The 26,956-nt window shown below is 64.7% G+C and carries 29 protein-coding genes and 2 pseudogenes; 16 read left to right on the top strand and 15 right to left on the bottom strand.

Annotated elements, in window-relative coordinates:
* Positions 1–66 precede the first annotated feature (66 nt).
* From QFZ27_RS08070 to QFZ27_RS08060, 3 genes are all read left to right on the top strand, one after another.
* The gene (locus QFZ27_RS08070) at positions 67–1,056 is read left to right on the top strand and encodes an HWE histidine kinase domain-containing protein (RefSeq protein ID WP_429225631.1); all 990 of its coding nucleotides are present in this window, start codon (positions 67–69) and stop codon (positions 1,054–1,056) included.
* Between the two features lie 20 nt (positions 1,057–1,076).
* Positions 1,077–1,439 (top strand): response regulator, encoded by a 363-nt coding sequence (locus tag QFZ27_RS08065; RefSeq protein WP_429225630.1) that lies wholly within the window; start codon positions 1,077–1,079, stop codon positions 1,437–1,439.
* 250 nt (positions 1,440–1,689) lie between these two features.
* Entirely contained in the window at positions 1,690–2,058 is a 369-nt protein-coding gene (locus QFZ27_RS08060; RefSeq protein WP_429225629.1) for a response regulator, read from the top strand.
* Positions 2,059–2,882: 824 nt separating this feature from the next.
* On the opposite strand, the gene QFZ27_RS08055 is transcribed toward QFZ27_RS08060, so the two are convergent.
* Positions 2,883–3,032 carry a hypothetical protein gene (locus tag QFZ27_RS08055; protein WP_429225627.1) on the bottom strand — a complete coding sequence of 50 codons (150 nt, stop codon included), beginning with the start codon at positions 3,030–3,032 and terminating at the stop codon, positions 2,883–2,885.
* A 180-nt stretch (positions 3,033–3,212) separates the two neighbouring features.
* Between QFZ27_RS08055 and tnpA the strand changes: the two genes are divergently transcribed.
* Genes tnpA through QFZ27_RS08035 form a run of 4 tightly spaced genes read left to right on the top strand, consistent with a single transcriptional unit; the run spans position 3,213 to position 5,899 of the window.
* Positions 3,213–3,569, top strand: a complete 357-nt coding sequence (gene tnpA / locus QFZ27_RS08050) for an IS66-like element accessory protein TnpA (RefSeq protein ID WP_429225625.1) — start codon at positions 3,213–3,215, stop codon at positions 3,567–3,569.
* Positions 3,566–3,913 carry an IS66 family insertion sequence element accessory protein TnpB gene (gene tnpB, locus QFZ27_RS08045; protein WP_429225624.1) on the top strand — a complete coding sequence of 116 codons (348 nt, stop codon included), beginning with the start codon at positions 3,566–3,568 and terminating at the stop codon, positions 3,911–3,913. The genes tnpA and tnpB overlap by 4 nt, the downstream gene beginning before the upstream one ends.
* A 58-nt stretch (positions 3,914–3,971) precedes the next feature.
* Positions 3,972–5,627 (top strand): IS66 family transposase, encoded by a 1,656-nt coding sequence (tnpC, locus tag QFZ27_RS08040; protein WP_429225622.1) that lies wholly within the window; start codon positions 3,972–3,974, stop codon positions 5,625–5,627.
* Positions 5,588–5,899 (top strand): hypothetical protein, encoded by a 312-nt coding sequence (locus tag QFZ27_RS08035; RefSeq protein WP_429225621.1) that lies wholly within the window; start codon positions 5,588–5,590, stop codon positions 5,897–5,899. The genes tnpC and QFZ27_RS08035 overlap by 40 nt, the downstream gene beginning before the upstream one ends.
* A gap of 165 nt (positions 5,900–6,064) precedes the next feature.
* Here QFZ27_RS08035 and QFZ27_RS08030 read toward each other — a convergent pair.
* A pseudogene (locus QFZ27_RS08030) lies at positions 6,065–7,338 on the bottom strand (IS1380 family transposase).
* 377 nt (positions 7,339–7,715) lie between these two features.
* On the opposite strand from QFZ27_RS08030, the gene QFZ27_RS08025 reads away from it, so the two are divergent.
* Entirely contained in the window at positions 7,716–9,497 is a 1,782-nt protein-coding gene (locus QFZ27_RS08025; RefSeq protein WP_429225620.1) for an adenylate/guanylate cyclase domain-containing protein, read from the top strand.
* Positions 9,498–9,616: 119 nt separating this feature from the next.
* On the opposite strand, the gene QFZ27_RS08020 is transcribed toward QFZ27_RS08025, so the two are convergent.
* The 7 genes from QFZ27_RS08020 to QFZ27_RS07990 form a co-directional block, all read right to left on the bottom strand.
* Positions 9,617–10,207: an FAD-dependent monooxygenase gene (locus QFZ27_RS08020; protein ID WP_429225619.1), complete on the bottom strand. Its 591-nt coding sequence runs from the start codon at positions 10,205–10,207 to the stop codon at positions 9,617–9,619.
* Entirely contained in the window at positions 10,123–10,527 is a 405-nt protein-coding gene (locus QFZ27_RS08015) for a hypothetical protein (RefSeq protein WP_429225618.1), read from the bottom strand. The genes QFZ27_RS08020 and QFZ27_RS08015 overlap by 85 nt, the downstream gene beginning before the upstream one ends.
* 45 nt (positions 10,528–10,572) lie before the next feature.
* Positions 10,573–10,791: an FAD-dependent oxidoreductase gene (locus tag QFZ27_RS08010; protein ID WP_429225617.1), complete on the bottom strand. Its 219-nt coding sequence runs from the start codon at positions 10,789–10,791 to the stop codon at positions 10,573–10,575.
* A gap of 179 nt (positions 10,792–10,970) precedes the next feature.
* Positions 10,971–12,047, bottom strand: coding sequence for a site-specific integrase (locus QFZ27_RS08005; protein ID WP_429225616.1), 1,077 nt, complete (start codon positions 12,045–12,047; stop codon positions 10,971–10,973).
* A complete protein-coding gene (locus QFZ27_RS08000; protein ID WP_429225614.1) occupies positions 12,044–12,631 on the bottom strand; it encodes a P-loop nucleotide/nucleoside kinase family protein in 588 nt (195 codons plus the stop codon). Before QFZ27_RS08000 ends, QFZ27_RS08005 begins: the two co-directional genes overlap by 4 nt.
* A 15-nt stretch (positions 12,632–12,646) precedes the next feature.
* The gene (locus QFZ27_RS07995) at positions 12,647–13,123 is read right to left on the bottom strand and encodes a 2'-5' RNA ligase family protein (protein ID WP_429225613.1); all 477 of its coding nucleotides are present in this window, start codon (positions 13,121–13,123) and stop codon (positions 12,647–12,649) included.
* A 440-nt stretch (positions 13,124–13,563) separates the two neighbouring features.
* A complete protein-coding gene (locus QFZ27_RS07990; RefSeq protein WP_429225612.1) occupies positions 13,564–13,779 on the bottom strand; it encodes a hypothetical protein in 216 nt (71 codons plus the stop codon).
* A gap of 252 nt (positions 13,780–14,031) precedes the next feature.
* Between QFZ27_RS07990 and QFZ27_RS07985 the strand changes: the two are divergent.
* A pseudogene (locus QFZ27_RS07985) lies at positions 14,032–14,162 on the top strand (transposase domain-containing protein); the annotation flags it as partial.
* A gap of 325 nt (positions 14,163–14,487) precedes the next feature.
* On the opposite strand, the gene QFZ27_RS07980 reads toward QFZ27_RS07985, so the two are convergent.
* Both QFZ27_RS07980 and QFZ27_RS07975 read right to left on the bottom strand, forming a co-directional pair.
* Complete coding sequence (locus tag QFZ27_RS07980; RefSeq protein ID WP_429225610.1) at positions 14,488–15,105, bottom strand: response regulator transcription factor; 618 nt, start codon at positions 15,103–15,105, stop codon at positions 14,488–14,490.
* A gap of 689 nt (positions 15,106–15,794) precedes the next feature.
* Positions 15,795–17,324: an FAD-dependent oxidoreductase gene (locus tag QFZ27_RS07975; protein ID WP_429225609.1), complete on the bottom strand. Its 1,530-nt coding sequence runs from the start codon at positions 17,322–17,324 to the stop codon at positions 15,795–15,797.
* A 161-nt stretch (positions 17,325–17,485) separates the two neighbouring features.
* Between QFZ27_RS07975 and QFZ27_RS07970 the strand changes: the two genes are divergently transcribed.
* The gene (locus tag QFZ27_RS07970) at positions 17,486–18,268 is read left to right on the top strand and encodes a hypothetical protein (RefSeq protein WP_429225607.1); all 783 of its coding nucleotides are present in this window, start codon (positions 17,486–17,488) and stop codon (positions 18,266–18,268) included.
* Here the strand turns inward: QFZ27_RS07970 and QFZ27_RS07965 are convergent.
* Both QFZ27_RS07965 and QFZ27_RS07960 read right to left on the bottom strand, forming a co-directional pair.
* Positions 18,252–18,452, bottom strand: coding sequence for a hypothetical protein (locus tag QFZ27_RS07965; protein WP_429225606.1), 201 nt, complete (start codon positions 18,450–18,452; stop codon positions 18,252–18,254). The genes QFZ27_RS07970 and QFZ27_RS07965 overlap by 17 nt on opposite strands.
* 234 nt (positions 18,453–18,686) lie before the next feature.
* On the bottom strand, positions 18,687–19,286 hold the full coding sequence (locus tag QFZ27_RS07960) for a PRC-barrel domain-containing protein (RefSeq protein WP_429225605.1): 600 nt from the start codon (positions 19,284–19,286) through the stop codon (positions 18,687–18,689).
* Positions 19,287–19,606: 320 nt separating this feature from the next.
* On the opposite strand from QFZ27_RS07960, the gene QFZ27_RS07955 reads away from it, so the two are divergent.
* Positions 19,607–19,897: an NAD-dependent epimerase/dehydratase family protein gene (locus QFZ27_RS07955; RefSeq protein WP_429232427.1), complete on the top strand. Its 291-nt coding sequence runs from the start codon at positions 19,607–19,609 to the stop codon at positions 19,895–19,897.
* A 25-nt stretch (positions 19,898–19,922) separates the two neighbouring features.
* Positions 19,923–20,135, top strand: coding sequence for an NAD-dependent epimerase/dehydratase family protein (locus QFZ27_RS07950; RefSeq protein WP_429225603.1), 213 nt, complete (start codon positions 19,923–19,925; stop codon positions 20,133–20,135).
* Between the two features lie 720 nt (positions 20,136–20,855).
* Here QFZ27_RS07950 and QFZ27_RS07945 read toward each other — a convergent pair.
* A complete protein-coding gene (locus tag QFZ27_RS07945) occupies positions 20,856–21,254 on the bottom strand; it encodes a hypothetical protein (protein WP_429225601.1) in 399 nt (132 codons plus the stop codon).
* A complete protein-coding gene (locus QFZ27_RS07940) occupies positions 21,251–21,718 on the bottom strand; it encodes an ATP-binding protein (protein WP_429225599.1) in 468 nt (155 codons plus the stop codon). The genes QFZ27_RS07945 and QFZ27_RS07940 overlap by 4 nt, the downstream gene beginning before the upstream one ends.
* An 846-nt stretch (positions 21,719–22,564) precedes the next feature.
* On the opposite strand from QFZ27_RS07940, the gene QFZ27_RS07935 reads away from it, so the two are divergent.
* The 4 genes from QFZ27_RS07935 (at position 22,565) to QFZ27_RS07920 (ending at position 26,781) form a co-directional block, all read left to right on the top strand.
* Complete coding sequence (locus tag QFZ27_RS07935) at positions 22,565–23,659, top strand: peptidoglycan-binding protein (protein WP_429225598.1); 1,095 nt, start codon at positions 22,565–22,567, stop codon at positions 23,657–23,659.
* A gap of 118 nt (positions 23,660–23,777) precedes the next feature.
* Positions 23,778–24,644 carry a class I SAM-dependent methyltransferase gene (locus QFZ27_RS07930; protein WP_429225597.1) on the top strand — a complete coding sequence of 289 codons (867 nt, stop codon included), beginning with the start codon at positions 23,778–23,780 and terminating at the stop codon, positions 24,642–24,644.
* Positions 24,645–24,762: 118 nt separating this feature from the next.
* On the top strand, positions 24,763–25,062 hold the full coding sequence (locus QFZ27_RS07925) for a DUF2934 domain-containing protein (RefSeq protein ID WP_429225595.1): 300 nt from the start codon (positions 24,763–24,765) through the stop codon (positions 25,060–25,062).
* 651 nt (positions 25,063–25,713) lie between these two features.
* Complete coding sequence (locus QFZ27_RS07920) at positions 25,714–26,781, top strand: GDP-L-fucose synthase family protein (RefSeq protein ID WP_429225594.1); 1,068 nt, start codon at positions 25,714–25,716, stop codon at positions 26,779–26,781.
* Positions 26,782–26,956 lie beyond the last annotated feature (175 nt).

Genomic DNA, 26,956 nt, shown 5'->3' with positions numbered 1-26,956 from the left:
TTCTCTCACCAGCGGCTGAGCCTTGATTGGCCCGAACCGCTCCGATCGGGAGGACGGGGAAGGCTGATGAATCTCGTGGACATCTACCGCCTGATGCGCAATGCGCACATTCAGGCGCAGAGCATTGTCGATACCATTCCCGAGCCACTGCTCGTTCTCGACAACCATCACTGCGTCGAATCCGTCAGCCGAAGCTTCTATGACACCTTCCAGGTGGCCCAGGACGAGACCCTTGGCCGGCCGATCTACGATCTGGGCGATGGCCAGTGGGACATTCCCGATCTGCGCCATCTGCTCGAAAACGTCATCACCAAGAGCATGGCGGTCATCGATTATGAAGTCGTGCACGAATTCCCGAACATCGGCCGGCGCACGATGCTCGTTTCCGCTCATCGGCTATTCCAGCCCGACAGGTCCAGCCAGAGCATGCTGGTGTCAATTGTCGATGCCACGCTGAGCCGGCAGCGCGAAGCCGAGTCCGACATGCTTGTCGGCGAGCTGCGGCATCGGATCAAGAACCTGCTCGCCATGGTCCAGGCGATGGCGCGACAGACCGTGGCAGAGGGCCGTTCCGGAGTGGAGTATCGGGACGACTTCCTTGGCAGGTTCAAGGCGCTCGTGACCGCTCATGATCTGGCGTTCGGCCAGCCCGGTGAGATCGGGCTGCGCACACTGATCGAGAAGACCGTCGCGCCCTACGCCGCCGGTGAGAAGAAAATCATCGTTGAACCCGGCCCGGCCGTTACGCTCGCACAGGTTCAGATTGTGCCCATTGGCCTGATCCTGCACGAGCTCGCAACCAACGCCGTGAAGCACGGCGCCCTTTCGGCGCCCGAGGGCCAAGTCCGGATCCTCTGGGATGTGTCCAAAGACAGCGCTCCGAAGCTCGGGCTTCGCTGGCAGGAACGCGGCGGGCCCCCGGTGACGCCGCCGGCCACCGCCGGCTTCGGCACCCGTCTCATCGATTTCGTCGCTACGCGCGAGCTCGGTGGTCGAGTGGAACTCGAATACCTGCCTTCCGGTTTAAGCTTGGAGATTGTGGTTCCAATGCCGTGATCTGAGATCCAGGTGAGCTTGTGGCTGGGGCGAGAGCGGTTCTCATCGTAGAGGACGAGTTCCTCATCGCCATGGATCTCGATCTGATCCTGAGCCGGCATGGTTGGGCCGTCATTGGACCCGCTGCCACTGTCGCAGAGGCTCTGCGCCTCTTGCAATCCGAGCAGCCTGCCGTCGCGGTTCTCGATGTCACCCTGAAGGACGGGGCGGTATCGCCTGTCGCGGCGGCTCTACGAGAGCGAAACGTGCCCTTCATCGTGGCGAGCGCCTATGACCGGCGGGAGCTTGTTGGCGGAGAGGTGCTGGCGGGAGTACACAACATCGGCAAGCCAATTGACGAACACCGGCTCCTGGCGGCCTTGCGTGAGGCTATCGGGCCCTGAACGCTGGGGTTACGGGCGGCGTCGAGAATGGGCCGCATTGGGTCGAATCGGGTCGTGTCCGCTCTCAGGCGCGAATCGGGATGGCCGCTCTTGAGCGGCCCCCGCCCGCCCAGCTGACAGCGAAGGGCGGAACGCAAAAGTGCGGGGCTCAGATCGCAGACAGCTGTTCTCGGTACCCGGCCAAGCGCGCTAACGGCACAAATCCTCTTACCGTGCGTTTCTGCTCCGGCCACCCAGGAGGGGCCGTCGGATGACAACGACCTTGATCGCGGAGGACGAACCCACAATCCTCGCGTTAGCGGAAGGATTAGTCGCCTCCCTGGGACACTCGACCTTAACCGCACACAATGGCGTTGAGGCTCTTGCGCTTATCGAGAGCGAGGCGCCGATCGATCTTCTTTTTACTGATCTCAACCTTGGAAGGCCGCCGGACGGATTTGATCTGGCACGCACCGCGCGCGAACGGCGACCGAAGTTGAAGGTGCTCTACACCTCCGGGCAGGCAATGACAGATGGGATGCAGGCGTTAATGGTTGAGGGCGGAGCGTTCCTTCCCAAACCATACACTCCGGAGGAGCTCATGGCCTCTATCACCTCTTTGCTACCGATGCCGAACTAGGCCGACGGTCGGATTTAGCCTCCGCATCGGACCGCTTGTTCCGGAAGCCGTGATAATCGACGACGCGCGTGGTGTCGGCTTTGAGTCGGGTGCGGTCACGTCCGGTCTAGGTGCGTACCGGCCGTAGAAAGCAATCGTGTGGACGACCGTTCCTGGCGCGCTCCCGCCAGGTCCGACCGTAGGCTCAGCTCGTCGTAGGTAAAACTACTCTCTTGCCGGTCGCAATGTTGCTGTCCGACATTTCCTGTATGACATGGCATGTCCAATATAAGAGCGACGCTGTTGAGCACGTCGTCAGGCTTCCCAGCCCAGAGGAAGCGATCGCGGCGGCCTGCCGTCTCATTGACGACGGGTGCGACGTTTATGGCATTGGCACCGGGCCGCTTACCGACTCGATTGGACGCGGCGAGATTGCGAAAATCTATGCGATATGGGTGAGGGAAAGATATCCGTTCGGACACGTCAAACGCTGAATGTGGTCGGATGCGCAGTAGATAAACGAGCCTGTTCGTGATGGGCGCGCTGGGATCGCCACTACCGGTCGACTGTGGCCGATTAGGTGGGCATCCGCTATCGGGACGCCGCCGCGATGACCGCTCTTGGCGCTCCCGGCCCGGTCGCGCTGGCGGGAAAGGGCGGTAAGCCTTCGTTCGCCGGATGGCATGCGGCCCTTCAGTGTCGTGCCGTTGAGAGGCATCGCGACAGCGGGTCAGGAGGGGACATTTGCCAGCAGCTTGAATTGCTCGGAAACTGACGATCAAGCTTTCTTGGAACGCACTGGGCGCCGACACCATGAGCGGCGGTGCCGGCGTCGACACGCTCAGCTACGCCAAGGCCACCGAGGACCTCGGGGTGGCCCCCTCCACCGCGGCCTCGTCGGCCTTGGGCTGGGTGGCACGGGCCTGCGCTTCAATGGCGCGGGTGCCTTCGGCCTCGGCCAGCTGCATGGCGATCTCGGCCAGGCGGGTGAGCATCTGGACCTGCTGCAGCGCGAGGCCGTGGCATTAGGCCTGGATATCGAGAGCTGCGGCAGCCACGCTCATGGAATAAATGTAAGCCTCCGCCGTAGGCCGCCTTTCCGCGTTTGTCGGGTTGACGGAAGCTGGAGCATTGGTTGACGGCGGGGAGTGGTGGAAGTGTCCACGAATGCAGTTATGGACACAAGTTTGGGTGAGCGGCGTCGGAACCGGTTGTGGCCGGAGGGGCTGAAGCGGGAGATCGTGGCGGCGTCGCTGGAGCCGGGCTCGTCGGCGTCGCTGGTGGCGCGACGCTACGACGTGAACGCGAACCAGGTGTTCGCCTGGCGGAAGCGCTACGCCGCTGAGGTGGCCGAGCCGACGGAACTGCGCCTGATGCCAGTGGCGGTGACGCCGGATCCACCGGCCGAGCCCGCGCCGGCGCGGGCCGACGATCTGATCGAGATCGAGTTTGGCGGCTATCGCCTTCGGATCGGCAGCGGGGTCAAGGCGGCGACGCTACGGCTGGTGCTCGACGTGCTGGAGCGGCGATGATCCCGGTCCCGAGCGGCGTCAGGGTGTGGCTGGCGGTCGGCCGGACCGATATGCGGCGCGGCATGAACGGGCTGGCGCTGCAGGTGCAGGAGGCGCTCGGCCGGGATCCGCATGCCGGTGATCTGTACGTGTTCCGCGGCGCCAGAGGCGATCTGATCAAGATTCTCTGGCATGACGGGCTGGGCATGTCGCTCTACGCCAAGCGGCTGGAGAAGGGCCGCTTCATCTGGCCATCGCCGGCCGACGGCGTGGTCGGCATTTCGGCATCGCAGCTGGCCTATATGCTCGACGGAATCGACTGGCGGAACCCACGCCACACCTTCCGGCCGGAGCGCGCGGGATAGGGGTCGAGGTCCGCATTTTGGGCGAGCCAGCGGCGAGGATTTCTGATGCCATCCTGGTATGGACACTGCTCCCGAGGCCCTGCCGGATGATGTCGACGCGTTGAAGGCGGCGCTGGCCGCCGAGCGGCGGCAGCGGCTCGAGGACACGGCCCGGGTCGAGGCGGAGCTGGCGGTGGCCCGGGCTCAGGCCTCCGACGACCAAGCCCTGATCGCGCACCAGCAACTGCAGATCGAGAAGCTGAAGCGCCAGCTCTACGGCCAGCGCTCGGAACGGACGGCGCGGCTGCTCGACCAGATGGAGCTGAGCTTCGAGGAGCTCGAGAGCACGGCCGCCGAGGACGAGGTCGCCGCCGAGGCCGCCGTCGCCAGGACCACGTCCGTGGCGGCGTTCACCCGCAAACGGCCCGCACGCAGGCCGTTCCCCGAGCACCTGCCGCGGGAGCGTGTGGTCGAGCCGAGCCCGGCCGCCTGCTCCTGCTGCGGCAGCGAGCGGCTGCGCAAGCTGGGCGAGGACGTCACCGAGACGCTGGAGGTGGTGCCGCGGCAGTGGAAGGTGATCCAGCATGTCCGCGAGAAGTTCACCTGCCGGGACTGCGAGCGGATCAGCCAGGCTCCGGCACCGTTCCATGTGATCGCCCGGGGCTGGGCCGGCCCCAGCCTGCTGGCGATGATCCTGTTCGAGAAGTTCGGGCAGCACCAGCCGCTCAACCGCCAGGCCGAGCGCTATGCGCGGGAAGGCGTGCCGCTCAGCCTGTCGACCCTGGCCGACCAGGTGGGCGCCTGCTGCGCGGTGCTGGCGCCGCTGATCCGGCGGATCGAGGCGCACGTCTTCGCGGCCGAGCGCCTGCACGGCGATGACACGACCGTGCCGGTCCTGGCCAAGGGCAGGACCGATACCGGGCGGGCTTGGGTCTATGTGCGCGACGACCGGCCGTTCGGCGGACGGGATCCGCCGGCGGCGATGTTCTACTACTCGCGCGATCGGACCGGCGAGCATCCCCAGGCACATCTGGCCGGCTATGCCGGGCTGTTCCAGGCCGACGCCTTTGGCGGCTACACCAAGCTGTACGAGCCCGACCGCAAGCCGGGTCCGATCCTGGAGGCGGCATGCTGGGTCCATGCGCGCCGGCCCTTCTTCGCCATGGCGGATCTGGCGGAGAGCGCCCGCCGCGCGGCCCGGGGCAAGACGCGGGCCGTGATCTCGCCGTTGGCGCTGGAGGCGGTCCGGCGCATCGATGCCCTGTTCGAGATCGAGCGCTCGATCAATGGCCAGAGCGCCGAGCGGCGTCGCGCGGTCCGGCAGGGATCGAGCGTGCCGCTGGTCGCCGAACTGGAGGGCTGGATGCGCGAGCAGCGTGCCAAGCTCTCCCGTGGCAACGATCTCGCCCGGGCCATCGACTACATGCTGAAGCGATGGCCGGCCTTCACCCGCTTCCTCGATGACGGCCGGATCTGCCTGTCGAACAATGCGGCGGAACGAGCCCTGCGCGGCATCGCTCTCGGCAGAAAGTCATGGCTGTTCGCAGGGTCCGACCGCGGCGGTCAGCGCGCCGCGGCCATGTACAGCCTGATCGTCACCGCCAAGATGAACAACGTCGATCCGCAGGCCTGGCTGGCCGACGTCCTGGCCCGCATCGCCGACCACCCCGCCAGCAGGATTGACGACCTCCTGCCATGGCACTGGCGGCCGACGCCCCGCAGCCAGGCAGCCTGACCGTGGCGGCCACCGCCTCCGTCTTCACCATCGGCCATGTCGCTCGGATGCTCGGCGAGGACGAGGACTGGCTGCACGAGATCTCGATCGACATGGAACCCGAAGATGGGCGGCTGCACGTCTACGGCGTCGGCGAGGATGGTGTGACCGCCTTCACCCGCGACGGCATCGAGAATCTGCAGCAGATCATCGCCGACCAGCGCGCCGCCGGTCACGCCCGCACAAGCTCGGATTCTCGCAATAAATCCCCTGCGGTCCTCACCGGAGGCTGACGAATAAATCATACTAGCCCGCATTTCTCACGGCTGCGAGATGATGCGGCGGTGAGAGTGAGCAGGGCGAGGAGAGAGTGTGAGGGGACGAGCGAGATCGGCCGCATTTGCGGTTAGGGAGGCTCGGCGGTGAACTCGTTGTTGCGGTCGGGGCGGAAGGCCGGATCAGGCGGCGGCGTTGCGCAATCGGGCGTGTGCGAGGGCCCATTCGGGCTGGAAGGGGCATCCCGATGCCATGGCGAAGCTGACGCGCCTGACCGAGATGCGGACAAGCGCTCCGATCTTGAGGAGCTTGAGCCGGATGGTGCCGCAGGTGGCCTCGGCGAACTGGGTGTGAGCAAGGCCGATGCGGCGCAGGGCACAGACCAGCACGTAAGCCATCGAGGCGAACCACAGCCTGAGCTGGTTGGCCCGCATGGTGGCGGCGGAGGTGCGGTCTGCGAAGAGATCGGCTTGCGCCTCCTTGATCCGGTTCTCCATGTCGCCCCTGGCGCAATAGACCTGTTCATAGAGGGAGCGGCCGGAGACCGCCGTGGACTTGAGCGAGGTGACGATGAAGCGCGGATTGGCCTCGCCGCCGGTCCACTCCGCCTTGGCGATCACCCGGCGCCGGCGTGACCAGCTGTCCCGCGTCGACCACATGAACTCCTTGAAGCGCCGGGCCGGCTGGCCGGTCTGCCGCGCCTCCTCTCCGGCTTGCGCCAGTTCGGCCTCGATCTCGCCGACGAGGCGGGCGTTGCGGGCCAGACCGAACACATAATCGACCCGGTTGCCGTCGCACCAGGCCATCAGCGCCTCGCGGGCGAAGCCGCTGTCGGCCCGCAACAGGATGCGGGTCCTGGGCCAGCGGCTGCGGATCTGAGCCACGATGCGGGCGACCTCCTCCTCCGCTCCTGCCGAGGCATCGATGTCGGCGCGCCTGAGCTTGGCGGCCAGAAGATGCCGGCCGCAGAAGATGTACAGCGGCAGGTAGCAGTAGCCATCGTAATAGCCGTGGAAGAACCTGCCCTCCTGATGCCCGTGCAGCGGGTCGTCGGTGGCGTCGAGATCAAGGATGATCTGCCGGGGCGGGCTCTTGTGCGCCTCCACGAACAGGTCGACGAAGAGCCGCTCGATCGCCGCCCCGTCATGGCCGATCTTGTGATAGCGGCTCGGCTCGCCCCGGGACAGCTCCAGCCGGTTGAGCGTCGACTTGCCGGCCACCGGCGCGCAATCCGAGCGCCGCGCCTGAAGCTTGCCGTGTGCTCGATCAGGTCCGGACGGCGGACGTCCCTGAAGCACGAGGCGAACCGGCCGATCAGACCGATGGCCCGATCCGTCGCCCCGAGCAGCAGCGCTCCGGCGTCGGAGGTGATCGTCCCGCCGTCGAACGCCGCCTCGACACGGCGGCCTTCGACGGGTGCAAATCCGAACAGATCTGCGCTACACTCTGTCGGCATCGGGGAACTCCTTTGATCCAAAGTAAGTCGTTCTCGCAAAACAACTTTCTCAGATCCAAAGCCCCGATGCACCTCCCCAGTGTGAGATATACAGGCTAGGCTATCTGGCCGAGCTGCGCCAAATGCGGCCATTGCTCCGGCGTCCCCATAGCGGTCACCAGCCAAAGCCACCGGATCTACCCCTTATCGGCCAACTCAGCACGAGTTCGGGCGCGAAGCTGGCCATGGAGCTCGGCTCGGGAAAGCGGACGTGACCGGAGGCGACCTCCAGTGGTCTTCGGCCGATGGCATGTCGGGAGACTTTCCTGGCGAACCAGTCGAGCCCGGGCGCATTCGCAAAGCTTTTGTGCTAAGGTCAATCGAAGGCAACTGGCGCGATGAGCGAGACGCGGAAGATCGCGGCGATTCTGGTCGCGGATGTGGTCGGTTACAGCCGTCTCACAGGCGCAGACGAGGATCGCATATTGGCGCGGCTGCGGACGCTGCGCAGCGACCTGATCGACCCGACCATTGCCGTGCACAATGGCCGCGTGGTCAAGCGCACCGGGGACGGGAGCCTCGTCGACTTCCGCAGCGTGGTGGACGCCGTGCGCTGCGCCATCGAGGTGCAGACCGCAATGGTCGAGCGGAATGCCGGCGTGCCGCTTGAGCTTCGCATCGAGTTCCGCGTCGGCATCCATCTGGGCGACGTCGTAGAGGAGGGCGACGGGGATTTGATGGGCGACGGCGTCAATATCGCGGCGCGATTGGAGGGAATTGCTAAGCCCGGCGGGATCTGTCTTTCCGAAGATGCCTACCGCCAGGTGAGAGCGCGGCTCGATCTCGCCGTGACCGATCTCGGCGAGACCCAGCTCAGGAACATCGCCCAGCCGATCCGGGTCTATTCGCTTCAGGTCGGAGTCGCCTCACAGGCGAAGCCGGCGATCCCAGCGCAGACCCGTGCGCCGGAAGGACCTTCGGCGCGGCCGTCCGTCCCCGATAAGCCCTCCATCGCCGTGCTCGCGTTCAACAACCTGAGCGGCGATGCCGAACAGGAATACTTCTCCGACGGCATCAGCGAGGACATCATCACGGATCTGTCGAGATTGTCCGAGTTGCACGTGATCGCCCGCAACTCGTCCTTCGTGTACAAGAAGGCCGCGGTCTCCATTCCGGACGTCGCCAAGGCGCTTGGCGTCCGCTATGTGCTCGAGGGCAGCGTACGCAAGGCGGGCAACCGGGTGCGGGTCACGGCCCAATTGATCGATGCGAGCCACGGCGGGCATGTCTGGGCCAGCCGCTTCGATCGCGACCTCACCGACATCTTCGCGGTTCAGGACGAACTCACGCAGGAGATCGTGACTGCGCTCAAGCTTAAGCTCACGAGTGGCCCCGATCGGTTAGCCGGGACGCGCGCAGTCAATGTCGAGGCGTACGAATTCTTCTTGCGTGGCCGGGAGCAGGCGTGGGCGCACACCCGAGCCGGAAATATCGCGGCGCGCGGCATGGCAGAAGCCGCCATCGCGATCGATCCGGACTATGCGGCGGCCCTTGCTCTCACCGCCTTCACCCACGTGCTCGACTACATCAACGGCTGGAGCAGCGATCAGGAGCACTCGCTGCGAATCGGGCGAGAACTCGCGCAGCAGGCGGTGGGGATGGCCGAGGACGAGGCCAACGGCCACTTCGCGCTGGGCTTGGCTTGCCTGTGGAGCCGTGAGCTGGACCGGGCGTGGGCAGAGACGCAGCGGGCCCTCGAGCTTTCGCCCAACTCGGTCCAGCTCCTCATGTCGATGGCCCACATCCAGATATTCTCTGGCGATCCTGCAGGCGCCCTCGAAACGCTTGATGCTTCGATGCGCCTGGACCCGCACTATCCAGATCTCCTGCTCCAGTTCGTCGCCGATGCACACTTTTCCCTCGGCGGATATGAGCAGGCGATTGTCGCGATCGAGCAGCGGCTCGCACGAAATCAGCGATCAGACACCGCCTTCGCCCTGCTCGCGTCATGCTACGGCCACCTCGGCCAGCCCGAGGAGAGCCGACGAGCGTGGCAGCGCGCGCTCCAGATCAATCCCGGCTTCTCTGTCGAGCGCCGCCGTCGCGTCCTTCCCTTCCGCAACCCCGAGGACTTTGAGCGCCGCGTTGAAGGCCTCCGCAAGGCGGGGCTGACAGTCTGACGATTGGTTACAATCCAGCGTGCTGGTCGCGACAAGACCGTAGCTTGCAGGCCGCCAACCGTCAGGGCGCCAAGCCCGACTCCCCGCCCCGGCTGAACAGTATCGCGGACCAGATTGCATTAAAGCGAGGCGGCGGCGGCCGTGCCTTCGGCATCGGCGTCATAGTTCCAGACCCAGGCGCGTTCCTGCTGCTGAGCGTCGAGCTGGCGGTCGCGGACATGCAAGTCGCCGCTGGACGCGCCATAGCGAGCACCGCTCACCCGCGACATGCGCTGGACGCCGGCAGTCCGCTGGCGCCGCAGCTGCTCGTAGATCAGCAGCGCCCGTGGGGCTGAGTTGCGGTCTGCACGGCTCAGCACGGTCGCCAATGCACCGGCGTCTTCGATGGCCTGATTGGCTCCTTGGCCGACGTGCGGCAGCATCGGGTGGGCGGCGTCTCCCAGCAGGGTCAGGCGCCCGCGGGTCCAGGTTGCGAGCGGCTCGCGATCGAACAGGCCCCACCGAAAGGTGGTTTTCATCTGGGCAATGATCGTCTCAACCATTGGGTCCCAGCCGGCGAGCTCCCGAGCAAGGGCGGAGGGATCGCCCCGTGCCGACCATGACTCCCTCATCGGCTCATCGGTCGTCACAAAGCCGACGTAGTTGATGAGCAGGCCGGCGCGCACCGGAAACACGAGAAAATGCCTGCCTGCACCGTGCCAGTTGCGCATCTCCTGGCGGCCACGAGACGCTCGCCGCCGAGATCACGCCGCGATAGGCGATGGAATCCCGAATAGAGCGGGTCGGACGGGGCGACCACGAACTGCTGAAGGGTTGAATGGATGCCGTCAGCCGCGATCACGACGTCAGCCGTGGCGCGCGCACCATTGGCGAAGGTGATGACGGCCTGCCGATCATCCTGTTCGAAGCCGATGCATCTGTGGCCAGCCTTCACGATGTCGGCAGGCGGCCGGTCGACGAACATTGCCAGCAAATCGGCGCGGTGCATGCCGTAGAACTCGATTTCGCTGGCGAGCTCGGGGGGCCACATCGCCGCGGCATAGGATCCATCGGCGCGACGAAACTGTGGGTCGATCTATCTGGCCCCCGAGCGGTTCAGCTCGTCTCCGAGGCCGAGCCGCCGCAGCATCCGGACACCGTTCGGTTGGATCGCGACGCCGGCACCGACCTCGGCCAGAGCTGCCGCCTGCTCGTACAGACGAACGTCCATGCCGCGTCGAAGCAGGGCGTGAGCCGTGGCGGCGCCGCCGATGCCGCCGCCGACGACCGCCACGCGCAGTGGGCTCGTGCTCATTGCTCCGGCTCCTCAAGGAACAGTCAGTTCCCTGGCGCGTGCCAGCACCGGGGCCGCCCATCAGTGTGGGCAGTCTAACGTCGGAGCACAGCGCCGGCAATCGGCTGCCGCATTGCAAGGCGTGTCGCAGACCAAAAGGCCCGCTTGTAGCGACTTCTGGCGACAACGACTCGTGGTCGCTATTCGTCCGCCAGCAGCTTGCCGGTGAAGTTCCCCTGCCAGAGCGACGAATGCCGCCGATAGCCGCGGGCGGTGCGCGCATCCTTCCAGCGGCCGTGCTGCATTGCCGCCTCGAGCGACACGCCCTTGCGATCGGCCGCGGTCATCATGCCGGCGCGCAGGCTGTGGGCGGAGAAGTCCTCGGCGCCGAGACCGGTGCCGGCGATCACCCGCTTGACCAGCCGGGCGACGGTCTTGGTGTCGATCGGCTGTAGGCGGCCGTCGGGTCCACAGGTGAGATGGCCGCCGCGGTCGATCCGGCAGAACAGGGCCCCTGGCGTGTCGCCGCGGGCGGCGAGCCAGGCCGAGACCGCCGTCACGGCGCAGAGCGGCGATCGCGGGACCGCCTGGATGCCGACCTCCTCGCCCCGGCGCTCTTGGTCGGTCTTCGAGCCGGCGACGAACAGCACCAGGCCATCGGCCGTGAAGCTGATGTCGCGCAAGTCGAAGCCGGCCAGCTCGGAGCGGCGGAAGCCGCCGGCGAAGCCGGTCAGCAGCAGCGCCCGATCGCGCAGGCAGCGCTTCGGCGCGGGCGCGGTGTCCGGATCGAGCCACAGCATCGCCGCGCGCAGATTCTCCTCGAGCACCGCCGCCTTCCGCGAAGGGCGGGCACCCTTGGTCCGGCGCAGGCCTTGCAGGAACTCCGGGAAATATCCGTCGTCGAGATGGATCGGTCGGCCGAGGCGGCGGCGGATCGCCAGGACGGCGGCGCGGCGCAGCTCGATCGTCGACAGCGACCGGGTCTCGGACAGGGCGGTGAGGTGCATCGCCAGCCAGGAGGCGTCGGCGGCAGTCGGGTCGAGATCGAAGCCGAGGCACCAGGCGGTCCATTGCTGCCAGGCGGTGCCGTAGGCGCGCCGGGTGTTGGCCGAGAGCGAGGCCTCGACCAGCGCGTCCGCCCGCTGGGCGAGCCGGCGGATTTCGGCGCGCTGGAGGTCGGTCAGGCCGGTCGCCGCGCCGGCATCCGGCAGCACCGCCGTCGGGCGCTCGGCCGCCGGCGCGCCCTCCCCCGCGCCCGGCATGGTCTCGTCGATCATGGCGCGGTCACCGGCGTCAGGTGCCTGGAGTCCGCCGGCGCCAAGCGGTCGCGAACGGCCAGCAGATGCGCTTCGATCGCCACGGCGGCGTCGGCGGCGGCGAGACGGGTGGTGTCGAGGTCGAGCCGCTCGGGCACGTCGGGCTTCAGCAGCCGGTCGGAGCGGATCATCGCCGCCAGGACGTTCGGGTCCGTCAACTTGCGTCCCTGGCGCTCGAGCCTCTGGACCCGGGAGCACAGCACGGTGTCGTCGGCCTCGAGCACCACCGGCACCAGCGGCACCGCCCGCGTCTCCGCCAGGGCAACGACCTGGCGCCAAGCCTCGCGTTCGCGTGGCGAGCCGATGCACAGGGCGTTGGTCATGACGAAGGTTTCCGATCGCGGCCGGTCGGCCAGCACCTGGTAGGCGGCGGCGCGCACCGTCTCGTAGAGCGGCCAGCGCGCCGGGTCATCGATGCCGGCGCAGCGGATGGCGACGTCGTGCAGCAGGTGATTGTCGATCAGGCGGGCCTGGAGCCGCGGCGCCAGCAGGCGAGCGACGGTGAGCTTTCCGACCCCGGGCCAGCCGTTGAGATGCACGATCACCCTCCCCTCCCCTACTCACGGGTGCGCCGGCGCGAGCGCCGTCGACCACAGAATCTCGACCGGATGGAACCGGACCAACGAGAGCCGGTGCAGCACCGCCGCGCGCGGATGCCAGGCGGCGATGGCGTTGCCGATCGTCGCCGGCACCAGAGCCGGCCTCATGCCCTCGCCGAGCGTGACATGCGGCACCCAGGCCTCGGGCAGGTAGTGTGCCCAGCAGCGCGGGCCGGCGGCCCAGGTCGCTTGGTGATAGGCGCGGTGCAGAGCGAGGAGTTCGAGCGAAACCACTGGGGCGGCGAAGAGGACAGCGGGCGGACCCGGAAACACGCCCAGGCTTGCCAGCTGGATGGCGAGCGCGGGCTGGCCGTCGGCGAAGCGCTCCAGCGAGACCGTCACGGTCGCCGCGGCCAGCCGTTCATACACGGCGAGCGAGAGATGCGGCGCGACCCTGGCCCGGCGCGGCGTCATCGCGTCCAGGTCGGCGCATTCCACGGCGTCGATGAGCGGCGCCAGGGCGGCGGCGCCGTGCGATCGAAATCGAGGTGGACGGCGAACGGCACAGGGCCTCCTGGGCGGACGACCGGACAAGTCTACCCATCGATCGCCCCCTCTGGGAAGCCCCAAGGCCCGATAAGCCCCTTATCATGCAGTGAACTCAAAGGCTTAAGCGAAGACCAATTGGGACGGCGCCGATCGGTCGCCGCTGCGCGAGCTGGGGCGGATCGACAGCCTGGATGCTGTCGGGCAGGAGGCGTCAGAGCGGGGAGACTGGCGTAGGGAATATGCTGCCCGCATCCCGGGGATTTCAGATGACCTGATGCGAGCTCGGCCTGTACCGCCACGCCGATCTGACCTTCGGCGTTCGTCGCCGACGAGGGCTGGGCTCGTCGTCGGACCACGGTACGGACCTGAGCGGTGGACGAGCCATTCTCCTAACCGAGAGGTGAGGTTGCAAAATCGATCCGAGCAGCGTTGAGCATCGCTCGGTAGATCCGCCAAGCGATATCGGGGGTTACGTCGCCAGCTTTGGCGCCAGCCGCCAACATATTGCTGGTTGGCTTAAAAGGAAGTGGCACCGCTTCGCTTCGTTTACTTACTTCCAATGCATGTGAGTTAGCCGAATGCAAATTGACGAGCACGGTGTACACGCCAAAGCCTCCCGGAGACATAGAAAGTTATGCGCGGAATCTATACAGAATGTTCTCGCGGCGCGAAATATCTTTCTGCGCCCCTTTAAAGATCCTGCGTTCCTCCGCTCTGGAATGATGACTGGTGTGGCGCCGGCGCCACAGTCGGATCGCGTTAGGAGTTGTAGGAGCGAGACCCGGCGAACGCCGAGAGCCGCTGAGAGCTAAAATCCAGCCGCCAGACGACGTCGCAACGATGCTGCGTTGGTGGGCGCTCGGCTGATCGAGACCTGCAAGTTCATCGCTGTCGAGCCGCAGGCCTATCTCGCCGACGTGGTCGGCGGTATCGCTAATGGTCACCCCAGAGCCGGCTCGACGATCTCCTCCCCCGGCCCTATATCGCCAATATCGACTTCGGCGCCTCAGCGAGCCGCATTTCTGCCGGCGAGGGTGATGACGATAACCAATTCGACCGCGACATGGCGGCAGGACGGTATCGATCCGGTTGGTTCTTCGCCGAGAGCATCGGATCGGGGAGGAGCAGCAAAAGCTACAATCGGCCGGGTGGCTCGTGGTTCCTGCCGGCCTGGCTGCCCGACATCGAAGAGCACGACATCGGCCCGTTCCGATCCAAAGCTCTCGCCCTCAGCCAGACCGCGCACCTCATCGCCGAGCACCAACACCAGAGCTTAGTAAGTGGGCGCGTCCTTGGCGAGCCAGCGGATTCTGCTAAACCAGCCCTGAGGCCGACCTCGGGCGCGCCTTGGTCGCGTGCAGCTTGAAGGCGACCTCGGTCCTGTTCCGAGCCTGCAGCTTCCGCATGATGCTGCGAGTGTGCACCTTCACTGTGCTTTCGCTGAGGTTCAGCTCGTAGGCGATGATCTTGTTCGGCGTCCCGCGGGCGATCGCCTCGGCGACCGCAGCCTGCCGCTCGGTCAGGCCGAACACGGTTCCGGCTTCCGGACTCTGCCGTGGCGCGGGGCCCGTGTCGAGGAGCGCGCTGGCGGGCACGAACACGCCGCCGGCGATCGCAAGGGACAGCGCTCCAATCGCGACACTCAGGCTGACGCTGGTCGGGATATAGCCACGCGCGCCATAAGACAGGATCTCGAGGACGTGGGAAGGATCCTCGCTGTCGCCCATCACGATCATCGGGATCTGCGGATGCTCCCCCGTCAGGCTTCGCAGGTCCGTCGCCAGCTCCGGATCGTCGCTACTGGTTCCACCGATCCCGATCAGGACCGCCGAAGTCTCGTGCCGGTTCTCGTCGGCCAGCCAGTCGCCGATCCCGGCATACCCCCGGCTGCTAAGACCTCCCTGTGTTGTCCGAAGGGCGGTCGTCAGCACCTCCCTACCCAGAGCACGGCGATCGACGATCGCAATCAATGAAGTGGCGGGACGGCCCTCCGCGACGGCCTGAACGCACGAGCTTCCGTTCGATGGAAGACCCCGAAGGCCTTCCGCCTCGGCCTGAGGCGTCGGGTCCACTACCCAGGTGGTTTCATCTGCACCATGATCATCTTGTCTGTATGCAAGCATAGCCTCTCCTGTTCCGGCAGTGGGCCTGCCTTGGCGAGTGTTTCTCTACATCTCCTCGGATTCGATCAGCACGGCCAGAGTCAACCCAAATGGCCGCTCCGCCGATCGATAATGCTCGGCAAATTCCGAGCCGGGTTTGCCCCGACGGACCTTCAATTGCGTTCGGTTAGTTCATAGCGATCTATGCAGTAACTAAAAGCTAAACGAGACGCTGCGGTCAAGCGCGAATCATAAAATTTTAAGCTGACTCGTTTGATTGAGCATCCGCCTTTCGGATCAATGGACGACCCCAGGAGAGGGCTGGGAGCTCGTCAGAGCCTGCGGCGGAGAGGCCAAAATCGAACTCGATCTCCTTTGATCCGAAGGTTATAACTTGATTATCTGGACTTTTATGCCTCAAATACTGGCATACACAGCACCAATTTGCTCGGTTGGATTTTGTCATAGCGAGCCCTGTGCGCTGTTCCGAAGCGGCTATCAGGCACGCCCAACAGAGATTATTCGTCGTCCTCCGCCAGCGGCTTGATTGCAGGTGCGTTGAGCACCTGGCCGTCCGGTGCGAATTGCGACCCATGGCAGGGGCAGTCCCAGCACTTCTCGAACCGGTTCCAATGGACGAGGCAGCCCATGTGTGTGCAGACAGCAGAGCGGCGGATCACCGTCCCGTCCTCTGCCTTGTAGACCGCGATCTTCCGTAGCCCCTCGCGGATCAGCGCGCCTTCGCCCGGGACGAGCTCGTCCGCCGAGCTCACCTCGCCCGGCGCCACATATTCAGCGAAGTTCTTGACCGCGCCCGCCTGTCCCCTGACGAACTCGGCTATCGCGGCAAGCGCAGCCGGCTTGCGGGCCGGGTCGAGCACCGGGGCATAGCGGCTCTCCTCCCCGACGATCAGCGGCAGGATCGTGAGACTGCCGGCGACGCCGTTGGTGATGCCCTGTCCGGAATCGCCGGAGTGGATGTAGATGTTCGGGGTTCCCGGATTGCGCCCCGAGAAGGGCATGAAATCGACCGGCTCGAGCACCTGGCCGGACCAGCGATAGTCGACCTCACCAAACCCCGGATAGCGCTCGCGCGTCCATGTTTCGAGCCGGGCGACGCGCTCCTCCATGTCGTTCGCCTCGCCCGATCGATGATCCTCTCCGCCGACGATCAGCAGATCCGCGTCGTCGCCGAGCGGCTGGATGCGAACGTAATGATAGGGATCGAGCGTGTCCCACAGCAGCGCGTCGGGAACGGCGCCCTTCCGCACCCGGCCGGCGATCACATAGGTGCGGTTCGGAACCTGTTTGGTGTGAATCGCAACCTTGTCATTGGTCGGCGAGTTCGTCGCGAACACCGCGGCCCTGGCCCGGATCCTGTGCCCTGCCTCGGTCTCGATCTCGACGCCGCCATCCATCTCCTTTTGGCCTAGATAGGCGGTGTCGCAATGAAGACGGCCGCCGCGGGCCGTGATGGCGCCTGCGAGACCGGCGAGATATTTGGTCGGGTGGAAGCGACCCTGGTTGGGGAAGCGAAGCACACGTCCGGAGTTGAGGCCGGGCATGGGCGCTCGATTGGCCCACTCGACATCGACCCCGATCGACCGACAAGCCTCATATTCCTCCTGGAGATCAGCGCGGTGACTTTCCTCGGCGGGCACGAGATAGCCGTCGATGCGGGCGAAATCCGCGTCGATTTCCTCTTCGCGGCAGATCGCCTCGATCCGGTTGACGGCGGCGACCTGGCTGTCGTGATAGAGCCGTGCCTCATCCTCGCCGCGGACGCGGATCAGCTCGAAATAGAGGTCGTCGAGTTCGGTTGCCAGATGGGCGGTGGTGCGTGCGGTCATTCCGCGACCAATGCGCCCCCGGTCGATCACGATCACCTGTCGGCGGCAGCGGGCAAGCTCATAGGCGGTCGAAAGCCCGGCGATGCCCGAACCAACCACGACCACATCGCATTCGGCATCGACGGCGAGCGGCGGCGCCTCGATTGGTGGCGCCGTTTCCAGCCAGAAGGGCCGGCTCGCTTCGTCGGCGACGTTCATCCTTCGTCTCCGCCTGTCGCAAGGCGAACATCAGATCAGCCGGGTTGGTTCCTCACGATGCTCGAGGAACAGCGTGGCGATGTTCACACAGGAGGAAAGCGGCACAGCAGTCGGGCGATTGAAACTCGTTGACCCACCGGCCTGTTTGCCTCGGGTGCGGGATGATCCGCGGCAACAGGAAGGGCTCGGGCATGCTGGTCAAATCTCCGCTCAGCGAGGAGATCAGCGGCGAGGTGATGCATGACGTGCTCAAGGCCGTGGTGGCGCGGGTCAAGCGGGTGGGCCGCGATCACGACATTCCCTATGTTGCGGGCTACAGCCAGAACGGCGAGACGATCTACATCGACCGGCACATGCCGCGGTCACACGAATTCGCCGGTCGCAGAATCGAGACGGACGATTTCCTGGTGCTGCACGAGACCGTCGAGAAGGCCCTCCTGGACGAGCTCGGCCTCAACTATATCCACGCCCACCAGATCGCCTTGCGTAGCGAGCGGGCCGCGGTAGAGGCGCAAGACATCGCCTGGCGCGACTACGACCGCTTCATCAAGCAGCACGAGAAACAGATTGCCGACGAGCGGCTGACGAAGGTCCCGAACGACCTCGACCTGACACCGTACCGCGACGAGCGGAATGTCACTAAACTGCAGCACCTCATGCCATCCGGGTCGATGAGGAGTGAAGTCGGGGTCCAGCCCCGCCGCCGCGAAACTCGCGCTTACTGGAAGCCGTCGACCGGCGGCCATGCCGGCGATCGACAGTGTCGCGAGAACCAGCGGCAGGGCGATCGACCCGCCGAGGCTGGCGGCCATGGAGGCGGCGACGCTGCAGATGATGCCGGACCAGCACGATTGCAGAGGGAACGTGCGGATCAGAAGACCGCCCGGGGGTCCGAGCCGTCGCCCCGGCCAGGTCGGGCCTTGGCTGTCAGCGGTGCCTCCTGACAGCCTTGGCTGTCAGCGGTGCCTCCTGACTGCTCGGCACAATCTTGTCTCGCGATGCCATCCACAGGGCCTCGCGCTCGAAGTCCTCGGGACAGAGCGTGCGGTTGAACGCCATGATCCCCACGGTGTAGGTCACGATACAGGCGCCGTTCTCGTCGAAGACGTCCACAACCCGCTCGGCCATATCAGTCCACCTGCACGAGGCGAGCTTGCGCAGCCCCAGTCCTTTCGCCACGGCACTACTGCGCGGCATCAGGGGATCGGCAGGCCGTTGATGGTGCCGCGGACGCCTGCGATCAGCTGCAGCACGCTGGCAAGTCCCCTTTCTCGACCGGCCGATCCAGGAGCTCAGAAGACCATGTCAGCCTGACCGTCCGCCTGGTGCCTACCTGTTCACCACGACCTCGGATCAGCGTGACTACCCCGGATACTCGAACTTGGGGGCGTCGTTCAGCTGCTGTTTGGTCATGGTGATGCGGCCGTGATCAGGGTACATCCGTTTGGTCTCGACCATCGCCGGTGTGGTGGTTCCTTCGGCAGCCGGCGGTGCCGTGCCGGTAGCCGGAGGAGTATTGCCGGCAGCGGGAGGCGTGGTGCCCGCCGCCGTCGACGGCTCGACTGGAGCCGGCTGCGTGCCGGCAGGCGCGGCCGGAGCGGGATTGACGGGCTGATCGCTCCACTTAACCTCGCCGAACGGGATGGCGACGTCCTTCTCGCCGATGCCGAGAAAGCCGCCGACGCCGACCACAATCGCCTGCATCTGGCCGTTGCGGTCGACGAGGACCTCGTTGACTTCCCCGACCCTTTGATCATCGGGTCCGTAGACGTCGACGCCGATCAGCTTAGAAGCCCGCCAAGTCTCGGCGGACACCTTGTCGACCGTAATGACTTCGGAAGTCGCACCGGCAGCCGTGCCGGATTGCGCTGGCGGCGCTGCGGGCTGGTTGGTTTGCGCAAGCGCCGGACCCACGCCGAGCGCAGCTATGGCGACGCATGCGATCAGATGCTCCTTGAACATGGGAGCCCTCCTTTTCGTGATTTCAGGACGGGTCGGATCACTGCTCTTGCAGACCGCGGGATCGCGGGGGACCTCAAAGGCCGCTGACGGCCTTTCGGATCGATGCCTGTCCTCGACGCGATCGCATCAGCGACCATGAGAATGCCTCCGGCACTGTGGCCGGGACCGACCCACTCGGTCACTACAGCAACGACGAAGAATGGCGGCCGGTTCCGATTCGCCGCGCTATCACGCAAGAGCGCGATAGGTGACCAACCGTTGGCGCAGGCTGAGGGCGCCATAGGACATTGCCTCAGCTCCTCTAAACAGGACGTCTCCGGATCGGGCGGCGGCCGCGCCGCGTAACCGGTTACTCCGAAAGCGGTGTCGGTGTTGGTAGCGGCGCCCCGATCGCGGAACCCACGAGACGCCATTCACGAACAAGCGGTTATCCGCGCGACGCCGTCCAGCCGATCCGCGAAGATGAGTTGCTCACCGGCCCGCTCGAGCAGACCAATGAGGGGTATGCGATCGCGAAGATCACCGGCGTGAAGCTGGTCGAAACCTATGCGTGCCAATACGGGTGCCGCTTCGTCTCGGTGATGCCCGAGCGACCTTTATGGCCCGAATGACAATTGCGATTTGGAAACGTCGCATGTGCTGCCGGCGCTGATCCGCCGGATCCATGAGGCGAAGATCCAAAGCCAGCCCATCGCTACGCTGTGGGGCTCGGGCCGGCCCCGCCGCGAATTTCTCCATGTCGGTGATGTCGCCGACGCCTGCATTGCGGTCATGGAGCGCTACGATCAGCCGACCCCGTTAACATCGGCGCTGGCTCCGATATCACGATCGCCGAGTTGGCCGCGCTGATTGCCGAGATCGTGGGCTATGAAAGCGGGTTCAGCTCGACAGCGGCCGACCAGACGGCACACCACGGAAGCTCCTCGACATCAGCAAGATGACGTCCCTCGGCTGGTCCCCCACGATCGGTCTTGCCGAGGGCATACGGGCGACGTACGAGCACTGGATCGCGGTCGAGGCGGCGAGCGCAGCACACCTCAGCGCATTCCAGGCCCGGCCGATGATCACCGCGATCGGGTAGCGACCCTTTCCGACCTCAGCGGTGCAGTTGGAAGCCAAGGGACTCCTGGCCCGACGACGAGAATCCTGCGTCATCCGACGTCGGGCGCGGCGTTTGGCAAGAAAGAGCGCTATCAGCCCTCGGGAAAGGCCGTGCGATGCCCGCCGATGATCGCATTGAGCAGTCCTCGGAGACGATCCTCTTCCGATCTCGTCATGGGTTGGGCCGAAAAGGGTCCTTGGCTCACCTCATTCCTGCGACTGGCTGGCAGAAGCATGGCGTTCCAGTTGGACGCGGCTCCCCGGGCCATCCCACGAGCCAGGAAGCTGCACCCGCGACGAAAGCAATCCGCCTCCCAATCGTCGAACTCCTGATCCAGCCGTGCCAGGTAGCGACATGCCCAATCCGAAGTTGGGCCAATCGGAGAGTTAGCCATTCCCATGTCTATCCCCCATCGAAGCGAAGCTGACCCGCCGCCTCCGACAACTCGTTTCTTGGTCATAAACGAACTATCGTGGCGTGGCGGGCGAACGATCCCCCAATTGGAGGATGCCGGGCCCAGGTCGCACGACGGAGCCTCCGGGTGCCCATCGTCGAGTGTGAATCGGCTCCAGGTCGTGACTCCTCAATGTCGCGCGAAATCCGGCACTTGCCGTGCCGACCGGCGTCGGGACTCCTCGCGGATTTACAGACTGACCTCCCCTCCCTTGGCGGAGGTACGGACCGGATCGCCATCTCCAACTCCTCCAGCGAGAAGGGTTTGGCGAGCTTCGGCAGGTTCGCCCGACCCCCATCGGCAGCTCGGCATAGCCGGTGGCCAGGATCACCGGCAGCCCCGGCCATTCCGCCGCGATCGGGTCGGCCAGCTCGGCACCGGTCATCCGCGGCATGGCATGGTCGGGGATCACCAGGTCCGCGGCGTCGCGGCGGAGCGCATCGAGCGCTGGTCGGCCGCGGTCGCGCCGACGGCGGCATGGCCCAGCTCCTCCAACATCGCGATCGTGTTCATCAGCACCAGGCCGTCATCGTCGACCGCCATGATGTGCAGCCGGCCCAGTGCCTCCGTCGCGTCCGGGGCCGCGGCCTCGTCCGCCGGCGGCGGCAGCTCGGCCTCGGCGGATGCCACCGGCAGCCACAGCTCGATCGTTGTGCCGATCCCCTTCCGACTGGCCAGCACCATCCGGCCGTGGGACTGCTCCATCAGCCCATGCACCGTCGACAGGCCGAGCCCCGTCCACTTGCCGACGCCTTTGGTGGTGAAGAACGGTTCCGTCGCCCGGGCCAGCGTCTCCGGGTCCATGCCCTCTCCGGTGTCGGTCACCGACAGGCAGACATAGCGGCCCGGGAGCGGTCCTGCGACCGGCAGGAGCACGAGGTGCTCACCTTGGCGAGCGGGCTGGCTGCGACGTGGTCGACGTGTCCCGTGAGGCCAGCTCGTGCGCTGGTTTCGGGACCGGGGCAAAGCATCCTGCTGAAGATCTGACACAGTTCTGAACGTGCAAGCGCAGGGGCGTTCTCGGTTTGTCCCCTAGCGTGGTTTTCTGCCCGTTCTATGTCGTCACCCCAAAACGGCTTTGTGTGCATCCATACCCCTTTCGGGCATGCTCCAAAAAGGGTATCTAGCTCATGCAAATGAAGTAAATGAAATGCGGATTCGGCCTTGGACTTGACATCCAATTTGTGGTTATTTATTTATGTCTAGGCAATCTCAAGTCGAGCGAGGCAAAATTTCAATTCATGCTGGGTTGTCGTGTTGCAAGGCTCGGCACCGGCGCTTCAGGCCATGAATTTGGGCGGCTGTTCCGTCGACGAGGCAGAGGTGCCCCGAGCTCGGAAGCTGGCCATGGTTTGCGAGTTTCGCGAACCTGGCGGCGGCGCGTAGACATCGGGGCGCAGGATCTAGTGCGCGCTCGTCGAGAGCAGGTGAGAGCGGCGTGCGAGCCAGCGATGCTCGAAGAAGCTTCATTCTAACGTCTTCAATCGGGCAGCGCTGTCAGCCAAACCCATCGCTTCGCCCGGGACCGCCGAGATAGAGCGATTTCGCTACCCATCGATCGCCTCGCGCTGGCGACAACTTTCGGCTCGGCCGCGCCAGTCACGCATGACGCACGCCAAGTTCGGGTGAACGCTCATGAAGGTCAACTGCCAATACAGCGTCGCTCGGTGCGGGCATAGGTCGACCATCGCTCGCAAGGCAGCCTCCGGCGGAGTGGTCGCCATGCTGCTTTTCTTCACGGGCAGTGGCTGGTGCGCCGCGGAAGGGGTGACCGCGAGGCGAGGCGAGGCGGCGTCCTTCTCGGTGACTGAGGAGGTCCAGCTGGAGGGCGGTGCCATAGTCGCTCCGGCGGACAATTCGGTGGGCCAGGCGCTAATTCGGGACGACGTCTCACCTGAGTTGCAGGCCATAACGCGCGATGCCATTGCCGGACGAGCTGACGCCGAGCATCTTCTCGGCACTTTCTTTGCTCTGGGCAGGGAGGTACCTCAAAATTATGAGAGCGCCGCCTACTGGTATCGTCGCGCCGCCGACCGAGGGTTTATCATCGCCAGCTATGATCTTGGCGTGCTGTTGGAGCTGGGGCTGGGTGTGCCGCGCGACCCGGCAGGAGCAGCAGCGCACTTTCGTGAGGCGGCAGATGCCGGCCACGCGGAGGCACAAAATGCTTTAGGGCTCGCCTATTCCAGAGGCTCCGGCGTCGTGCGCGACCCGCGAGAGGCGTTGAACTGGTTCCGCCGGGCGAACGCCAGCGGCAATCCGCGTGGCGCCTACAACATAGGCAAGCTCTACGAGGATGGCGACCTCGGTGCGCTCGACCGGCGCGCCGCCGCCGACTGGTATCGGGTCGCAGCTGATGCCGGCTATGCTGAGGCCAAGGCCGCATTGGAACGGCTGCAGGTGACCGCGCATGCCCGCCCGCCCGGTACGCCATTCGCCGGTTTCATCATCCTGTCACCGGATACCCCTGTTGTCGTCCCGACACAGAGTACGGCGAGTGCAACTCGCCCGGAGCCGCTCCTCGATAGTCCGGAGACACGGATCGCGACGCCCGAAACGGGGGTACCTGTCGTGGCTCCTCAACCCCCGGCGGCGACTGCCGAGCCGACAACGACCGCTGCCCAGATCAAAGAAATTCAACAGCTGCTCGGACAGCTGAACTTTGATGTTGGCCGCGCTAATGGTTGGATGCGACGCAAAACCAGCACCGCCATCGCTGCATTTCAGGAAAGCCGGGGGTTGCCCGTGACGGGGCGGCCGTCGGCAGAGCTTCTGGAAGCGCTACGCACTGCCGTGCAGTCGACTCTCTGGAACTGAGACTGGCAACCGGCACAGCCTGGAGCGATGGCAATCGCTACGCCTCTCGCGGATAGCCTTAGAGGCCGCTAGGGTGACTGTCCGCTGATCAGGTGGAGATTCGGCCGGAGACTGATCAATGGAATCCGGAGCTGAAAAAAAACGCGGGATTGGAGTTAGTTTTCTGAATGCACTATGGAGACACGGCCCTCTCGGCACCGCTAAACGTGTCAACATGGCCTTGAGCCGCTATAGTTGCGGGTTGCCCGGCTGTCAACGCCTATTCAACTCAATTGATGCGTGCCTTCAAAGAATTCATGACCATCTTGATGGTCGCTTTGATCGAATGTTTGGTACGGATACGTCAGGCCATATTTCCCTCACCCAAATGACGATCGAAAGAGGGAGCATCCAAGAGGGAATTTGGTATGAACCAATGTCGCCCAAGATATTTGCGCAGATTATGGATGATCTAGATATTAATTGCGGTGAGTTCGATTTTATAGACTTCGGGTCTGGAAAAGGCCGTGTTCTGCTGCTTGCATCGAGCTATGGATTTAGGAATGTTGTTGGCGTGGAATTTGCCGAAGAGCTTCATGAAACAGCCAAAAGGAATATTGAGCTCTGGCTTCAAGATAGCCGCCGGAGCGCCCGCATAGAGTCCGTCCATATGGATGGAGCGGAGTACCCAATACCCGACGTGCCTCTTGTTGTCTTCTTCTTTAGTCCGTTTACGGATAATACAATGGCAAGGGTTCTTGGGAACATCAGAACGTCCTTTCAGATTGGCGACCGAAATATCAAGATTATTTTTTATGGTGAAAATCCAAAAACAATTCGACTATTGAAGGAAATGAACTTTCAATCGAAAGAACTTAATCTTCATGCGGATTGGTCACAGTTTAATAAATATCGAGCCTTCATATTTACCGGTCTGCAGGATGGCCGGACCAATCTGAATGCCTTCCTGGCCCCGATCCTGACTTCCGTGGCACTTATGGGATGAAGCGCGATCGGACTAGCTCGCCTGCTCAACAGGGGTCGTTTGCAGGAGCGACACCAGAAACCACAGGGAATCCGCCTATATCTGTTCTGTCGGTTCGCCTTGCACATTGGAGGAAGACATGATCGAGGATCGTTCGGAACGGATCCGGCAGAGGGCCTACATCATCTGGCAGCGGGAAGGCCGGCCAGAGGGCCGTGAACAGGAGCAGTGGCGTCAAGCGGAGGCGGAAATCGAGGCCGAGGATGTCGCGGGCGGCGAGACACCGCCCAATGACGTCGGTCCTGGCGGGATTGTCCCGCCAAAAAGCGTTCGAAAGAGGCGCGGTAGCAATCGTCTCCGGCGCGGTACTCTCGTGGAGGCGAACGCGCTGCCCCGTTCGCGCGAGACTTGCCTCTGCCGTTTCCAGTCTCGACGCTGATGGCTTAGAACCGGCATCTGCTCCCAGAGTCAATTGCCCATTGCATCTTCCTGGCGCTCGGCGCGCTCTAGTCTCAGCGATGCCGCGCTCCGCTGCCGCCCGGACGGCCCGTCGCCAGCATGTGAGAATGGCTTTGGTGATGGCACGCAACCGACGGTGAAGAGTGCAAGGGCACGGTTCGATGTTGGTGACTTGGCGATGGTTGAACTGAGGGATAGGAAGCCCCTTCGCTGGAGGATTCAGCTCGATGCGACGGGTGCGGAGCTAGCGCGATCAAGCGTCGCCAGCCAAACCGATCGCCCGTGTGGGTCGGCTGTCGAGTCGCCGGGACTATCTGCGGGTCTCGCGTCGCCACGCTATTCGGCCGCGGCATAAGAGACCCCGAGCAGATCGTTTTGCTCGTCATCCCGGTTGGAAGGTGCAATCCGCGAGGGCGCATTCTCCGGGCAGTCGGCCCACCATCATCGTCTCATGGCATCGCCAGGTCGATCTAATCGAATGCTGCAGGCGCATCCGTGTCACAGGGGGTATCACATCGCCTTTTGCATGTGGTGTCGGCGCCGATCGAGAAAGCTAAAATAAATGAGCAAGAAAATGTGTGACGATATCTTAATTCTCATTCTCAAATACATGCACAGGGAGAGCGATGGAATGTCGAGCACGGCGGCCGGCCAGCAGATGGAGCTGCGCGGCAAACGCGTCTGGGTCACTGGTCACAGCGGCATGGTGGGCTCGGCCTTGGTGCGACGGCTCGCCCGGGAGGGTTGCGAGCTCCTGCTGGCCGACCGGTCGGCAGTGGACCTGACCTGTCAGGCCGCCACGCAGGCCTGGATGGAACGGGAGCGGCCTGAGATCGTGTTCGCGGCAGCGGCGCGGGTCGGCGGGATCGTCGCGAACGCGACCTATCCCGCGGACTTCCTGTACGAGAATCTGATGATCACCGCGAATGTGATCCATGGGGCGTACCGGACCGGGGTCGAGAAGCTGCTCTATTTCGGCTCGAGCTGCATCTATCCTCGCGACGCCGTCCAGCCGATCTGCGAGGACGCGCTGCTCACCGGCCCGCTGGAGAAGACCAACGAAGGCTATGCGATCGCGAAGATCGGTGGCGTGAAGCTCGTCGAGACCTATGCGCGCCAATATGGCTGCCGCTTCGTCTCGGTGATGCCGACCAACCTCTATGGCCCGAACGACAATTTCGATCTGGAGACGTCGCATGTGCTGCCGGCGCTGATCCGCCGGATCTATGAGGCGAAGCGACAAGGCCAGCCTGTTGTCACGCTTTGGGGCTCGGGCCGACCGCGGCGCGAGTTCCTCCATGTCAACGATGTCGCCGACGGATGCGTGGCGGTGATGCAGCGCTACGATCAGCCGACTCCGATCAACATCGGCGCCGGATCCGACATCACGATCGTCGAGCTGGCCGCGCTCATTGCCGAGATCGTGGGATATGAGGGCGGCTTCAGCTTCGATAGCAGCCGACCAGACGGCACACCACGGAAGCTCCTCGACGTGAGCAAGATAACGTCCCTCGGCTGGTCCCCAACGATCGGCCTCGCCGAGGGCATCCAGGCGACATTCGAGCATTGGCTCGCGGTTGAGGCGGCACGCGCCGAATCCATGACGACGTCGAGAGACCAGATCCTGTTGCCTGTCGGCGTCCACGAAAGGCAGCCGTCGCACGGGCAGGTTGGGCTCATGTCCGAACGGCCAACCTGACAGGCGACGGCCGGTCGGGCACTCTCGTCTTTTGCCGCTGACCTCGATCAGCGGACCTGATCTCGAGCACGGGATCGGGCCGGCGGCGAGGCGCGCCAGCACCCGACGACACTTGCCGCCGGTGACTGGCGCCCGCGCCTCAAAAAGAATCCCGCCGAAGCGAGGCTGAGGCATC

This window comes from Inquilinus ginsengisoli, from assembly GCF_050434925.1.
GTDB lineage: Bacteria > Pseudomonadota > Alphaproteobacteria > DSM-16000 > Inquilinaceae > Inquilinus > Inquilinus ginsengisoli_B.
The sequence above is the reverse complement of the archived record's forward strand: the minus strand, read 5'-3'. Positions and strand labels throughout refer to the sequence as shown.

Excerpts from the sequence above, each read along its gene's own strand:
- QFZ27_RS08070 (WP_429225631.1), top strand. The coding sequence starts at position 67 with ATGAATCTCGTGGACATCTACCGCCTGATGCGCAATGCGCACATTCAG.
- QFZ27_RS08060 (WP_429225629.1), top strand. The coding sequence starts at position 1,690 with ATGACAACGACCTTGATCGCGGAGGACGAACCCACAATCCTCGCGTTA.
- QFZ27_RS08055 (WP_429225627.1), bottom strand. The coding sequence starts at position 3,032 with ATGCTCACCCGCCTGGCCGAGATCGCCATGCAGCTGGCCGAGGCCGAA.
- tnpA (WP_429225625.1), top strand. The coding sequence starts at position 3,213 with ATGGACACAAGTTTGGGTGAGCGGCGTCGGAACCGGTTGTGGCCGGAG.
- tnpB (WP_429225624.1), top strand. The coding sequence starts at position 3,566 with ATGATCCCGGTCCCGAGCGGCGTCAGGGTGTGGCTGGCGGTCGGCCGG.
- tnpC (WP_429225622.1), top strand. The coding sequence starts at position 3,972 with ATGGACACTGCTCCCGAGGCCCTGCCGGATGATGTCGACGCGTTGAAG.
- QFZ27_RS08035 (WP_429225621.1), top strand. The coding sequence starts at position 5,588 with ATGGCACTGGCGGCCGACGCCCCGCAGCCAGGCAGCCTGACCGTGGCG.
- QFZ27_RS08025 (WP_429225620.1), top strand. The coding sequence starts at position 7,716 with ATGAGCGAGACGCGGAAGATCGCGGCGATTCTGGTCGCGGATGTGGTC.
- QFZ27_RS08020 (WP_429225619.1), bottom strand. The coding sequence starts at position 10,207 with ATGCGCAACTGGCACGGTGCAGGCAGGCATTTTCTCGTGTTTCCGGTG.
- QFZ27_RS08015 (WP_429225618.1), bottom strand. The coding sequence starts at position 10,527 with ATGTGGCCCCCCGAGCTCGCCAGCGAAATCGAGTTCTACGGCATGCAC.
- QFZ27_RS08010 (WP_429225617.1), bottom strand. The coding sequence starts at position 10,791 with ATGAGCACGAGCCCACTGCGCGTGGCGGTCGTCGGCGGCGGCATCGGC.
- QFZ27_RS08005 (WP_429225616.1), bottom strand. The coding sequence starts at position 12,047 with ATGATCGACGAGACCATGCCGGGCGCGGGGGAGGGCGCGCCGGCGGCC.
- QFZ27_RS07975 (WP_429225609.1), bottom strand. The coding sequence starts at position 17,324 with ATGAACGTCGCCGACGAAGCGAGCCGGCCCTTCTGGCTGGAAACGGCG.
- QFZ27_RS07970 (WP_429225607.1), top strand. The coding sequence starts at position 17,486 with ATGATCCGCGGCAACAGGAAGGGCTCGGGCATGCTGGTCAAATCTCCG.
- QFZ27_RS07965 (WP_429225606.1), bottom strand. The coding sequence starts at position 18,452 with ATGGCCGAGCGGGTTGTGGACGTCTTCGACGAGAACGGCGCCTGTATC.
- QFZ27_RS07960 (WP_429225605.1), bottom strand. The coding sequence starts at position 19,286 with ATGTTCAAGGAGCATCTGATCGCATGCGTCGCCATAGCTGCGCTCGGC.
- QFZ27_RS07935 (WP_429225598.1), top strand. The coding sequence starts at position 22,565 with ATGCTGCTTTTCTTCACGGGCAGTGGCTGGTGCGCCGCGGAAGGGGTG.
- QFZ27_RS07930 (WP_429225597.1), top strand. The coding sequence starts at position 23,778 with ATGGAATCCGGAGCTGAAAAAAAACGCGGGATTGGAGTTAGTTTTCTG.
- QFZ27_RS07925 (WP_429225595.1), top strand. The coding sequence starts at position 24,763 with ATGATCGAGGATCGTTCGGAACGGATCCGGCAGAGGGCCTACATCATC.
- QFZ27_RS07920 (WP_429225594.1), top strand. The coding sequence starts at position 25,714 with ATGTCGAGCACGGCGGCCGGCCAGCAGATGGAGCTGCGCGGCAAACGC.